Source organism: Vibrio fortis, assembly GCF_024347475.1.
Taxonomy (GTDB): Bacteria; Pseudomonadota; Gammaproteobacteria; order Enterobacterales; family Vibrionaceae; genus Vibrio; species Vibrio fortis.
This window is the reverse complement of record NZ_AP025487.1, coordinates 1,058,434-1,070,206: the sequence shown is the minus strand read 5'-3', so window position 1 is coordinate 1,070,206 and position 11,773 is coordinate 1,058,434. Positions and strand designations below refer to the sequence as shown.

At 45.0% G+C, this 11,773-nt stretch carries 12 protein-coding genes; 6 read left to right on the top strand and 6 right to left on the bottom strand.

The window, feature by feature from the left end; all coding sequences use genetic code 11:
* Positions 1 to 116: 116 nt before the first annotated feature.
* The 3 genes from OCV50_RS04900 to OCV50_RS04890 all read right to left on the bottom strand — a co-directional run bounded on the left by OCV50_RS04900 (position 117) and on the right by OCV50_RS04890 (position 4,582).
* Entirely contained in the window at positions 117 to 2,441 is a 2,325-nt protein-coding gene (locus OCV50_RS04900) for a zinc/cadmium/mercury/lead-transporting ATPase (protein ID WP_261903849.1), read from the bottom strand.
* A gap of 144 nt (positions 2,442 to 2,585) precedes the next feature.
* Positions 2,586 to 4,046 carry an MATE family efflux transporter gene (locus OCV50_RS04895; RefSeq protein ID WP_261903848.1) on the bottom strand — a complete coding sequence of 487 codons (1,461 nt, stop codon included), beginning with the start codon at positions 4,044 to 4,046 and terminating at the stop codon, positions 2,586 to 2,588.
* 119 nt (positions 4,047 to 4,165) lie between these two features.
* On the bottom strand, positions 4,166 to 4,582 hold the full coding sequence (locus tag OCV50_RS04890; protein WP_239840554.1) for a CBS domain-containing protein: 417 nt from the start codon (positions 4,580 to 4,582) through the stop codon (positions 4,166 to 4,168).
* 277 nt (positions 4,583 to 4,859) lie between these two features.
* On the opposite strand from OCV50_RS04890, the gene OCV50_RS04885 reads away from it, so the two are divergent.
* A complete protein-coding gene (locus OCV50_RS04885) occupies positions 4,860 to 5,096 on the top strand; it encodes a hypothetical protein (protein ID WP_261903847.1) in 237 nt (78 codons plus the stop codon).
* 121 nt (positions 5,097 to 5,217) lie between these two features.
* On the opposite strand, the gene OCV50_RS04880 is transcribed toward OCV50_RS04885, so the two are convergent.
* The gene (locus OCV50_RS04880) at positions 5,218 to 6,174 is read right to left on the bottom strand and encodes a glycosyl transferase family protein (RefSeq protein WP_261903846.1); all 957 of its coding nucleotides are present in this window, start codon (positions 6,172 to 6,174) and stop codon (positions 5,218 to 5,220) included.
* 161 nt (positions 6,175 to 6,335) lie between these two features.
* Here OCV50_RS04880 and OCV50_RS04875 point away from each other — a divergent pair, with 161 nt between their 5' ends.
* The 3 genes from OCV50_RS04875 (at position 6,336) to OCV50_RS04865 (ending at position 8,975) form a co-directional block, all read left to right on the top strand.
* Positions 6,336 to 6,944, top strand: a complete 609-nt coding sequence (locus OCV50_RS04875) for a TetR/AcrR family transcriptional regulator (RefSeq protein WP_239840551.1) — start codon at positions 6,336 to 6,338, stop codon at positions 6,942 to 6,944.
* A gap of 109 nt (positions 6,945 to 7,053) precedes the next feature.
* Entirely contained in the window at positions 7,054 to 7,548 is a 495-nt protein-coding gene (locus tag OCV50_RS04870; protein WP_239840550.1) for a peptidylprolyl isomerase, read from the top strand.
* A gap of 284 nt (positions 7,549 to 7,832) precedes the next feature.
* Positions 7,833 to 8,975, top strand: a complete 1,143-nt coding sequence (locus tag OCV50_RS04865; protein ID WP_261903845.1) for a BamA/TamA family outer membrane protein — start codon at positions 7,833 to 7,835, stop codon at positions 8,973 to 8,975.
* Positions 8,976 to 9,042: 67 nt separating this feature from the next.
* Here OCV50_RS04865 and OCV50_RS04860 read toward each other — a convergent pair whose 3' ends face one another.
* A complete protein-coding gene (locus OCV50_RS04860) occupies positions 9,043 to 9,612 on the bottom strand; it encodes a c-type cytochrome (RefSeq protein WP_261903844.1) in 570 nt (189 codons plus the stop codon).
* A 121-nt stretch (positions 9,613 to 9,733) separates the two neighbouring features.
* Here OCV50_RS04860 and OCV50_RS04855 point away from each other — a divergent pair, with 121 nt between their 5' ends.
* Together OCV50_RS04855 and OCV50_RS04850 are read left to right on the top strand one after the other, a co-directional pair.
* Entirely contained in the window at positions 9,734 to 10,375 is a 642-nt protein-coding gene (locus OCV50_RS04855) for a cytochrome b/b6 domain-containing protein (RefSeq protein ID WP_261903843.1), read from the top strand.
* A 14-nt stretch (positions 10,376 to 10,389) separates the two neighbouring features.
* Entirely contained in the window at positions 10,390 to 10,818 is a 429-nt protein-coding gene (locus tag OCV50_RS04850; RefSeq protein ID WP_261903842.1) for a MarR family winged helix-turn-helix transcriptional regulator, read from the top strand.
* Positions 10,819 to 10,859: 41 nt separating this feature from the next.
* On the opposite strand, the gene OCV50_RS04845 is transcribed toward OCV50_RS04850, so the two are convergent.
* Positions 10,860 to 11,723, bottom strand: a complete 864-nt coding sequence (locus OCV50_RS04845) for a DMT family transporter (protein WP_239840545.1) — start codon at positions 11,721 to 11,723, stop codon at positions 10,860 to 10,862.
* Positions 11,724 to 11,773 lie beyond the last annotated feature (50 nt).

The following is an 11,773-nucleotide window of genomic DNA, read 5'->3' as shown; positions in this document are numbered from 1 at the left end:
TCGACCAGCTTCGTTGCATAATAATGACGAAAAAAACGCCTCTAGTTCATAAAACGCAAATCAGACGATATGCGCTTAATAACCCAGAGGCGTTCTGTAACTAATACGACGCTATCTTAGTCAGCTTTTGACTTAAATCTTAATAGTCTTAGAGCATTGAGCGTCACCAGTGCCGTTGCCCCACTATCAGCGAGTACCGCTACCCATAAGCCAGTAATGCCAAACAGGCTCGTCACCAAGAAAACGCCTTTTAAGCCCAACGCTAATGCCACGTTCTGGCGAATGTTTCTCATGGTCGCTTGTGATAACTCAATCATCGCTGGCAGTTCAGTCAAACGGTTATGAGTGAGCGCTGAGTCGGCGGTTTCAAGCGCGACGTCGGTACCTCCGCCCATTGCAATACCAACATTCGCGGTTTTCATTGCGGGAGCATCATTAATGCCATCCCCCACCATAGCAACGTGAGAACGACGAGTGAGCTCTTCAACGTAGCTCACTTTATCCGCTGGTAATAAGCTTGCCTTGTATTGCATACCAACGACTGAGCTGATTGCCTCTGCGCTACGAGGGTTGTCGCCCGTTAGCATTATCGACTCGACGCCTAACTGGCTTAAACGTTCAACTGCAGCCTTCGCATCGCTGCGCAGTGTATCCTGCCAAGCAATCAAACCAATCACGGTTTGAGACTGTTCTACGGCAACCACGACTGTTTTGCCTTGCATCTCAAGTGAAGCGACTTGTTGTTGCACTGAAGAATCAAGTGCAAACGTCACTTTCGATGGTGAAAGCACTTGATAAGTCAGCCCATCGACATCACCTTCAACACCACTACCGATAAGAGCGCGCTTGCTCTCAGACTCAGGAATAGCAATTCCCATGTCTTTCACTTTATTAACAAGAGACAGTGCTAATGGATGACTTGACCCTATTTCAATCGCTCCCACGACACGCAATAGCTGTTGCTCTTGCCAACCTTGCAAAGGCATCACATCAGTAACTTGAGGCTTACCCTCAGTTAGGGTTCCAGTTTTATCAAACGCGATGGTCTCAACTTTACCCAACTGTTCTAATGCCGCACCGCCTTTAATCAATGCACCACGTTTTGCCGCAGCCGCCAAGCCAGAGGTAATTGCAGCCGGTGTAGAGATAACCAGCGCGCATGGACACGCAATCAGCAATAGCGCGAGGCCGCGATAAACCCAAGTTTCCCAAGGCTGAGCAAACAAACTCGGTGGAATAACAATCACCATCAATGCGACAAACATCATTAACGGCGTATACCAACGGCTGAACTTATCTAAAAATCGCTCTAATGGCGCTTTGCGTGACTCAGCTTCTTCAATCAAGTGAAGAATTCGGTCTATCGCATTCTCACCTTGTTTTGAGGTGATTGTGATACGAACGACTTTATCAACCACCACTGCGCCAGCCATAATAGCGTTGCCTTTGATGTGTTCGACAGGCACGGATTCACCAGTGAGCGCACTCTCATCAAAGCTAGCGGCGTAAGTAATCAATTGGCCATCTGCTGGCAGTCGAGCACCAGGAGAGACTTCAATGACATCACCAGGTTTCAGTTCCGTCACTGCAACTTCGACACGTTCACCATCAATAATTTGAGTGGCATTCTCAGGCACCAACGCCATCAATGCTTGCACACCGCTGCGTGCGCGAGAGGAAGCAAACGCTTCTAAGCGCTCGCCAATTAAGAACAACAACAGAACCATTGCCGCTTCTACTGTCTCACCCAGATACAGAGCACCTAATGCAGCAACACTCATCAAGGTTTCAATAGCAAACGGAGTACCAGAGCGGGCAAGCTTCACCGCTTGTTTAGCGACAGGGTAAAGCCCTAGTAAACAAGTGACAATGAACAATCGCTCACTTAAAACAGGGCTGAAATCTTTGATTAGAGCGGCGAACAACATCGCTGCTGCTATCGCAATAATTTGGAGGTTTGGCTGAATGTGAGATTGCCAGAAAGTGGTCGGCTCTTGCTTTTTCTTAGCGCCGACTTCATTCAAACTGAAGCCCGTTTTTTGAACGGCTGTTTCAATGGTTTCAGTGAGTTCAACTTGATCGTATTTTACGACCAATTTTTCTGTCGCAAACAGCACCTTGGCTTCAACGACACCGGGAATCGCTGATACGGCTTTTTCTACTTTTCGCGCGCAGGCTGGGCAATCCATACCTGAGACGAGCCAACTTTGAGTGAGCTTACTTTGAAGTTCGACAACTGAGGACAGCCGGTCCTCTTCTCCACTGTCTGAACCACAACAACTCTCTCCACCAGCCGAAGACTCCGTCGTTGCACAGCACGAAGATGAGGGCGTAGAAGCAGCAGTGATACTGGTAATTTTTGGGCTACCGCAGCTTGAAGCCGCTGGTTGATTTTGAATATCCACTTTGGTTGAGCGGCACGCGGCATGTTTTGCACACATAATAAATTCTCCTTAATACTCGACTGCTGAAGGGGCTGTCTAGTTGAGATAGACCAAATACCCCCCTCAGTTCACCTGAAGTATAAACCTTGGAGCCATCTCCAAGGTCAAGGAGAAGTTGCAATTAAATAAGAAGAAAGCTCACTAAGGTTTGGCGTCTTTGAGCTCTTCTCTATTTGCCGAGACATCATCGATCAATACCGCGTCATGTGAACAGAATGGTTGCGTGTTAAGACTTACGATTGACACATCTTCTTGCTCAACCTCGACTTCAGAGCCTTTCATCAACTCTGCTATATGGAAGCGCAATACGAGTATGCCGAGCACACCAAACAAGACATTACCTAATGCTTGGCCATAAAGAACACCAAGGGCACCGAACCAGTGTGAACCAAGATAAACGAATGGCAAGGTTCCAAGTGTGGCTTTACCCAGATTTAGAGCGGTAGAGTAAAGAGGCTTACCCAAATTGTTGAACGAAGTATTGGCGACAAACAGCGCACCATTAAAGGTAAATGTGATGGCAACATAGCTACAGAAAGCGGCAACAATGATTGCAGCATCGCCTTGTAGGCTAAACATCAAAATCACAAAGTCCTGTAAGAAGTAAAGCAAGATACAAACCGCTAACGTGTATGCCGTTGTCACTAATAAAGAGTTATTGAGCGTTTCTTTAACTCTATCCATGCGCTCAGCACCAAAATTCTGCCCAATAATAGGACCGACAGCGCCCGATAACGCAAAAATCACCGCGAAACAAACCGGAGTTAGACGACCAATCACCGCAAACCCAGCGACAAAGTCTTCACCGTATTGCGCGATGCCCGTTGTCACGATCGCATTGCCTATTGGCGTCGCGGTATTGGTGATAATGGCTGGCAAGGCAATCGCAAGAATTGGGCGTAGATTGAAGCGCCAATGAGCAATTGATGGCTTCGCGACTAAGTCGTGGCTACGAATAAGCGGATAAAGAGAGAAATAAAGCACGGTGAAACGAGCAATAACCGAGGCTAAAGCTGCCCCTTCAATGTTCCAACCGAACCCAAAGATAAATAGTGGGTCAAGAATCGCATTGACGATACCACCCGACAATGTCGCCCACATCGAGCGCTTAGCATCTCCGGCAGCTCTCAGCCCAGCACCAGCAGCCATCGCCAGAGCTAAAAATGGGCCACTAGGAAGCAGAATCTGCAAGTACGCTTGCGCTCTTTCTGCCGCCAACCCCTGTGCACCTATCGCACTCAACAATTCAGGGATATGAACATACATTGTCGCCGTTACGACCGAACTGATCACAAAAGCCGTCATCATAATGCTGACACTCAGCTGTTTAGCGTGGTCTCGGTCTTTAGCTCCAATGGCTTTAGAAACCAATGCTCCCATTGCAATCGAGGTACCGATTGAAACTGAGGTTGAAAAGAACGTTAATGTCCCAGCAAAACCAACAGCCGCGGCCAACTCAACCTGACCCAACATACTAATAAACAGCATATCGAGAAGATCGACCACAAACAGAGCCATCAAACCAACAGATCCAGCACCAGACATCACTAAGATATGGCGCATTGTTGAACCTTCGACAAACTTGGCCGTTTGATTTGTCATGAATCGTCTCCGTTTATGAAAAGGTAGCAGCAGTGAGAACGCTACAAACAACAAAAGGCGCCAGTGCGCCTTTTGTTAATTTAGATTAATCGGTAAGAATAATCATTTCGAACAAGGAATTATACAGGATGTTGGAAGCAATCATCTAAGTTTTTACCAATTGCTCTCAATACATCAGTACGCGTTATCATACCAACGAGTCTGTCATTATCGATGACTGGGTATGCTTTTGGCTTACCCACTTTCATTAAGTCTGCCAATTCAATAATCGAAAGTTCTGGAGATACCGACAGCACCTCAGGATGCATGCAATCACCCACCGTGTGTGTGTCTTGGCAGAAGTAACTCACCTTAACCAATTTCTCTAACAAATCCTGTTCTGAAAGGAAGCCAATCACCTTCTCACTTTCATCAATCACGGGACCACCCATGTGGTGACTGCGCATTACTTTGTCTAGCGCGAGACTTAACGGCATATCAGGAGTGAACGTCACAACCTGCAGCGTCATGTAATCTTTCACTTTAATCGAATTCATCGCTTTCTCCCTAAAAACTCTTAGCCAGGTCTTATCTTGTACCTATATGTTAATTGTTGTCTAAAATCTTGATTTTACTAAATGGATTTCAACAATTTTATTGATAGGCAAAACCTAATTTCGAAGAAACGTGAGGTGGAATAAGGGCTGAAGCGCATAAAAATAGATGTAATAAACGTCAGACAACTCCTTACAAGCCATTACTTTTTGATACTTTTTTGTAATTTTAGATCCTGTAATCTTGCCCCTACATCAATTTTCAGCCAGTAAAAGACATATGCAGCACCATCAAGCCCTTTATGCTTTTGTGTACTCAGACAAAGACGGCATCGATAAAACCCTCGTTGGCCGCTTCAATGAGAAAGAGTGCCCACTGATTTCAGATTGCAGTGAAGAGATCACCCGCATGTCCTATGCAGCGGTCGAAATCGCGGCCAAGCGGGAGTTGAAGATTAAGCTCGTAAAGTATCAAAAAGAGCATGAAATTGACTTTAGCCGATTCGTAAAACCTTAAGCTGACGTTTATACCAACCGAAATAACTCATTGTTCACATTAAGGGTTAAAAGGCTCAATACCTTTTTCCATAAACGGCAGGTACAAAAAAGGCCAGCACTGCTGGCCTAGTCATGAGTTGTTACTTTCGGCAATACGCTTCCCAAAGCTCAGAAGCACGCTTATACGCTTCAGGTTTATCATGAGTTTCAGCAAACAACACGGCCGTCATGGTGTCGACTACGCTGTTGGCCATCATCTCCATTTCATCTTCTGGCGTACCAAACACACAGCTATCTGGTAGCGATAGTCCTTCATGCATACTGCCTTCCCAATAAAACGACTCCACCTTCTCGGGAGAACTCAACCAAACCGTTTGGCTCACCTTAGGGTTATATTCCGACTCACCGTTCTGGCCTTTAAATGAGATGACCGAGTGCGATTTATTACCAATGACATGCTCAACTTCCGCGTGTAACTGAGGGAAGCCTGGGTGAAAACTGCCACGGACACCTAATCGACCACCACCTGGGTTAAGTGCGCGAACCACGGTATTGATTGGCGTGCGCAAACCGTAACGATGCTTCCAACCAATCATGGTTTGAGCTTCAGGTGCAAAGTTTGCTAGAGGAAGATAGGCTATGCCCTCTTTATCTAGAATCTCTTTGGCATGCTCTGGGTTATTCGCACTTTGCACATTCACATCTTGAAGGTGTGTTTCTACATGTGTTCGACCACTCGGTTTATCCATATAGCCGTGCATTAAAATCTTGTAACCACTATCAGCTAAGATTCTCGCTGCCAGTAAGTTCCATGGCTTACCGCTGCTCGAATCGTTGCGTTTACCGGCATAGCAAGGCCAATCAATGTCCGCGCCTAAATCCGGATCTCGAGATTGAAATGCTTTCACAAAACCGGCAATCTCTTCGTTCGTCTCATTCTGCACGCGAATTAGCATCAGTAGCATCGCCATCTGGTCATCTCCAACTTGACCACTCAAATACTCATCCATGATGCGATAGGCCTGTTCAAACGTAAGAGGTTTACGACCTCTCTCTCCTCGTCCGACAGTACGAATACATTCTAAAATACTACTCATTGATGTCTAATTCTCTTCTCTCTAAATCAAAGCCTTTATCGATTCTATGCTACCCAGACAACCAAGCAAAGGGATTAAGCACAATCCCGCATACTAAAGGTAAACTAGTTAGTGTAAAATAATGGAATACCGTGCTAATTTTAGATTGAGTTGTACTTATCATGACCGTTAAAAAAACACTAAGCCAAAAGAAACGCGAAGCCATTGTTGAGGCCGCGATTGCTGAGTTTACCGAGCACGGCTACAAATCCACCAGCATGGATAAAATATCAGCAAGAGCCGAAGTGTCAAAGCGTACTGTTTATAATCACTTTGCCAGCAAAGAGCTATTGTTGGAGGAAATTCTCGATAGTATTTGGGCGAAAACCCTAGCAGCCACTCACTTCCCTTATCAGCAAAAATTGCCATTAGCTGAGCAACTCACCACGATTGCCAATCAAGAGCTTGACCTACTTGAGTCTCAAGGGTTCATTGACCTTTCCAGAGTCCTATTTTCAGAGTATTTCCACAACAAAGAGCTCGCAGCGCAAGCAATGGACAAATACTCTCAAGCCGAAAGTGGTCTGACGGTGTGGATAAAAGCTGCATTGGCTGACGAGCGTCTAATTGAGCTTGACCCACACTTTGCCTCGACACAATTTATCGCACTGCTTAAGTCATTCGCATTTTGGCCGCAAATCATTGGTCATGCACCGTCTCCAGATACAACTCAACGCAATCATATTATTGAGTCGAGCGTGCAAATGTTCTTAAAACAGTACCAACGTTAATCTTACAAACGCAGAGTTCAACGCCAGTATCACTGCTGGCGGTTCTGCATTGTTGACGTATACTTCCACGCATCATTTATCTAGCAACACGAATACAACGAGTAAATCTATGATCATTTTGACGACAAACTTTGGTGACATCGAGATAGAACTGAACTTTGATAAAGCACCTGTTACTTCAAAGAACTTTTTAAAGTACTGCGAAGACGGCTTTTATGAAGGTACAACTTTTCACCGAGTGATCGAGGGCTTTATGATCCAAGGTGGTGGTCACACGATTGATATGACAGAAAAACCAACACGTGCACCCATCGTCAACGAAGCAAATCGCGGTTTAAAAAACGTTATCGGCTCTATCGCTATGGCGCGAACTGATGCACCTCACTCGGCAACGGCTCAGTTCTTTATCAATCTCGATGACAACGACTTCCTAGATCATACTGCGACCACCAATGCTGGTTGGGGCTATGCTGTATTCGGTAAAGTAACGGCTGGTATGGACGTGGTTGAAAAGATTGGTGTTGCACCAACCACCACACGTTGGGGCCATGAAGATGTACCGTGCGAAGACATTGTTATCTCAAAGGTTACCATTAAAAAGTAGTCAACCTAGATACAACTCCAAACGATTCAAGTTAGGCTAACCTCGCCCTAAGCGGTGCGTAGATTATCTTTATGTGCCGCTCATTCAACCTATTGACTGCTAATCAATCTCTTGATTGCTGTTCAATCGCCTTACCAATATTCAACGAGCTGCACCAGCTACCTTATTCTATACAAACCCACTCATTTAACCTGTCATTAACAGCTATTATTAGGTAGACCGTACGTGATATTATTAGACGCAGATAAATCACGAACTCTTTTACACTGGACGTAATACAAATAATGACTCGAACTTCTCTTTGGGCAACGACCCTTCTCTCTTCAACTGCTTGCATCAGTAGTTTCGCTTTCGAAGTGGATACCCGAGAGTCAAACGAGCCAATTGTCGACGACCAGTTTCGCGTTATTGCCATCCCCTTTTACGATCCCAGTGTCGATACCGGTATCTCTATCGTACCTATCTATAATTTCTATGCCGAAGGCGAGTCAAAAAACGCATCCACCCTCTCTGCAACGTTGACCTACACCTTAAATGACAGCTACTACATCAAGGGCAATGCTGATCTGTTGCTAAGTGGTGATTCGATACGTTTCTCAGGAGAAATGGGCTATTCGAGTACCAATATCACCTTGGTCGACCTTGTGGATACCAACCACCAAGAGTACTCATTTGACGGTGATTTTTACTTTAAAGTATTTGATAACATCTACTTCGGTTTGGGTCTTGACTACTCAAGCGCACGTTATTTAGCAGATACTCCAAAAGATAAATTGCTATTAAAGCTGACTGGGTTTAGTGACGAGTACGAGCCAGACGTTGGCGCGAAAGTGTCGTTCTTATGGGATGAGCGTGAACACTACTACTACCCTTACCATGGCTTTCTATTTGAGCTAACTTTCCAAAACCACGGAGCTTGGTTAGGTAATGATGACGAAGAGACCTACTCGTCGATATTTTCAGATTATCGTTATTTCCATAGCCTCACCCATAACGATAACCATATTATTGCCAGTCGATGGGTTGCGCGTTATCTATTAGATGCCGAGCAAGCACCTAGCAGCGCATACAGCACTTATGGCCGCCAAGGTAGAGATGTACAACGTGGGTTTGTCGCTGGCGACCACATAGCCTCACACATGACCAACCTTGAACTGGAGTATCGATACTCTATCAATGGTTCCAGTATTAACTTTCTCAACAATGTCGCGGTTGTTGGGTTAGCAGGTGTCGGTAAGGTGTTTGGCGAACGCTTAAACCCAACCGACCCATTTCACAGCTTCAATGACAGTGATTTACTCTCTATGGTCGGCCTTGGTTTACGCTACCGCCTAATGCGCCAAGAGCGAATCAATGTTCGAATGGATTTCACATACAACAATGAAAATGAGGTTTTGGCTTATTTCAGCCTAGGTGAGAACATATAGATTCTAAACCTTTACTCGATTCAAACATCAAAACGCCCAACAGTGAACACTCTTGGGCGTTGATGATTTACCAACGAGAGCGATAGCTTCGATGACATGCTCGACAGGTTCCATTGGCTTTATCTAACCCACTTTCCGCACCAGAGATGTTCTGTTCTAAACTCGCCTGTAGCAGCTCTTGGTAACCTTCGTTCATCTCAAGCAGCAAACGTTCAAATTTTACTGGCTTGCTCCAGATATCTTTCTTGGCTTTACCGCCTTCGCTTCCTTTATCAAAACTCACCATCAGTATGTCACTTTGCGTAACCAAAGCTCGACTGGCTTCTTGCAGTTGTGCCCAGTCTGGATTGCTCTTTCTCAACATTGAACTGACCTCATCGCTCGTTTCTTCTATGGATTGAAACGCTTGTTGGCGAGCTTCAATCGGGTCACCGACTTCCAACGAAGCCTTTGCCGTCACGGGAGCCCCGATTGCGAACACGGCTAAAAGCAAGGCTGATAAAGATACCTCACGCAAGCAAAGTCTCACACGAGAATACATTTTTTTCGCGCTAGGTACAGGTTTGTCAGTATTCAAGAACTGAGAAACACAAATAGGTGTAAAGAAATTCAAAGGGATATTGGTCAGTTTTTTCATTATTCACTCTCTTTCAATCAAAGGTCATCAACTCAACGCCATTTAATTTACACAGCAACAGTTGCAATTGCAACTATTGCTGTGTAAATTAAATTAAACCTAGTTACTTTGGAATGACATTATGAAGATTTGGGACTTACCTACTCGCCTATATCATTGGCTACAGGCGGCTCTATTTGTTGGACTCGCTGCATCTGGCTTCAATGGAAAAGGGCCACATATCTATCTAGGCCTAGCCTTATTCGCGCTGTTGCTTTGGCGTATTGTTTGGGGCGTTGTAGGAAGTGACACCAGTCGTTTTGCTCAATTTATCTCTTCGCCAAAAACGATCCTTCGATACCTTTCGGGTAAAGGATCTAACCGACATGGTCATAACCCTATTGGAGCGTGGATGGTGTTCGCGATGATCGGCACCTTAACGATTCAGTGTTTAAGCGGCATTATCATTGCGGGTTTACTAGATAACCTGCTTGGACAAATATTAACGGATGACCTGTTCGACATCATGGTGACGATTCATGTAATTGCAGCAAGGGCTTTAGTGGCGTTTGTGGTTCTTCACCTACTTGCTATCGTTATCTACAAATTGCGCTCAAAGCCATTAGTTTGGGCGATGATCAGCGGACGAAAAGCGATGAATTCAGGTGATGTGCAAACCAACCCTGATGATGTTTTGCACTTTGCCTCGAATACAAAAGCTTTTATCGTGCTAATTGCAGCGGTATTAGTTACGATGACAATAGTTGTAGTATCACTATTCTAGATAGGTATTCGATAATGTCTGAGACGTTTGATAGACAAAAAAGTTTTGGTTGGATGATCAATGTTCTAGCCCTTAATGCCGGCAAAGACTTTGATAAAGAGTTAAAAAAACACGGCTTAACCATCGCTCTATGGCCAACTCTTATGTGCTTGTGGGAAGAAGAAGGGATCACACAAAGAGATATTGCCGCAAAGTCGAAAGTAGAAAACTCGACCACTACTCGAACTTTGGACAAACTGGAAAAATTACAACTCGTTGAACGAAGAGTCGACCCAGACAGTCGTCGCTCGTTTCGAATTTACCTGACAAAGAAAGGGAAAGCCCTAGAGGAAAAACTGATTCCAATCCCAATTAGTATCAATAATAAATACTTAAATTTGCTGGAAGAAGACGAACAACAAGAGATGATCCGATTGCTTCAAAAGATGGTTCGCTCAATGTAAGCAATGAGGCTAAAGCTAGATACTCATCCATTGATAAGTATCTAGCCTTTTCTCGACAAACGAATATAACAAAACAGTGCCCCAATAATCACCGCTCCGCCAATAAGCTTTTGCAGCTCAACTGTCTCACCAAGCATTGTCACACTTAAGATCAGCGTCCAAACAGGCTCCAGAATCATAATTAGAGCTCCTACTTCCATATTCACGGAGTGCTGCCCTACCGTTTGCAACAAGTAACGAATCGCTGTCGCAACCACCGCCGACACTGTAAACCAGAGTATCAATGAACTCGTAATCTCAAAATCTGGTTGGCCAGTCGCTCCGGCAAAGATCATCCCGCTAATGCCAACCATAAAGAGTTGGATACAGATAGAAGCAATCGGCTTCACATTGTTGGTCACACGTTTGTTCATAACAAAATGCAGTGACAACATAATGGAAGCGAGTAGAAAGTAGACCTGACTCTCTTCAAACACCCAACCATTGGTTAACGTCAGCAATAACATCCCGATGATCGAGATAGGAAACGACAACCAGAACGCGCGATTTGGTTTCACGCGGAAAATCAGCCACGAGACAAACGGCGCAATGATCATTGCTAGGCTGGTAATAAACGCCCCTTCAGACAAGCTATCCGTAATCGAAACTGCATATACCCATACCTGAAGTGAGCCAGATAAAATCAGACCGACACCTGCAATTCCAAACAACTGCGACCAGCTTAATTGACGAATCAGACGAAAACAGAACGGAAGAAGAATCAAGCTCGCGATAAAAAAGCGCACACCGATGAACAGAGGGCCCGGCATCTCCAATACCACCAACTTTGACGCAATCCACCCGACAGCGGCCAATAACGTTGCGCCTAATAGATAAACCTCACCACCGAGTGCTTTTAGCTTCATGAATCCTAACCCTAGAGCGTGCTCAACCTGATAATCACCTGAGCATGAAC

What these genes read in the sequence shown, in the direction of transcription:
- OCV50_RS04870 (WP_239840550.1), top strand. Translation starts at nt 7,054, where the DNA reads ATGATCATTTTGACGACAAACTTTGGTGACATCGAGATAGAACTGAAC.
- OCV50_RS04855 (WP_261903843.1), top strand. Translation starts at nt 9,734, where the DNA reads ATGAAGATTTGGGACTTACCTACTCGCCTATATCATTGGCTACAGGCG.
- OCV50_RS04890 (WP_239840554.1), bottom strand. Translation starts at nt 4,582, where the DNA reads ATGAATTCGATTAAAGTGAAAGATTACATGACGCTGCAGGTTGTGACG.
- OCV50_RS04860 (WP_261903844.1), bottom strand. Translation starts at nt 9,612, where the DNA reads ATGAAAAAACTGACCAATATCCCTTTGAATTTCTTTACACCTATTTGT.
- OCV50_RS04845 (WP_239840545.1), bottom strand. Translation starts at nt 11,723, where the DNA reads ATGAAGCTAAAAGCACTCGGTGGTGAGGTTTATCTATTAGGCGCAACG.
- OCV50_RS04900 (WP_261903849.1), bottom strand. Translation starts at nt 2,441, where the DNA reads ATGTGTGCAAAACATGCCGCGTGCCGCTCAACCAAAGTGGATATTCAA.
- OCV50_RS04875 (WP_239840551.1), top strand. Translation starts at nt 6,336, where the DNA reads ATGACCGTTAAAAAAACACTAAGCCAAAAGAAACGCGAAGCCATTGTT.
- OCV50_RS04885 (WP_261903847.1), top strand. Translation starts at nt 4,860, where the DNA reads ATGCAGCACCATCAAGCCCTTTATGCTTTTGTGTACTCAGACAAAGAC.
- OCV50_RS04865 (WP_261903845.1), top strand. Translation starts at nt 7,833, where the DNA reads ATGACTCGAACTTCTCTTTGGGCAACGACCCTTCTCTCTTCAACTGCT.
- OCV50_RS04880 (WP_261903846.1), bottom strand. Translation starts at nt 6,174, where the DNA reads ATGAGTAGTATTTTAGAATGTATTCGTACTGTCGGACGAGGAGAGAGA.
- OCV50_RS04895 (WP_261903848.1), bottom strand. Translation starts at nt 4,046, where the DNA reads ATGACAAATCAAACGGCCAAGTTTGTCGAAGGTTCAACAATGCGCCAT.
- OCV50_RS04850 (WP_261903842.1), top strand. Translation starts at nt 10,390, where the DNA reads ATGTCTGAGACGTTTGATAGACAAAAAAGTTTTGGTTGGATGATCAAT.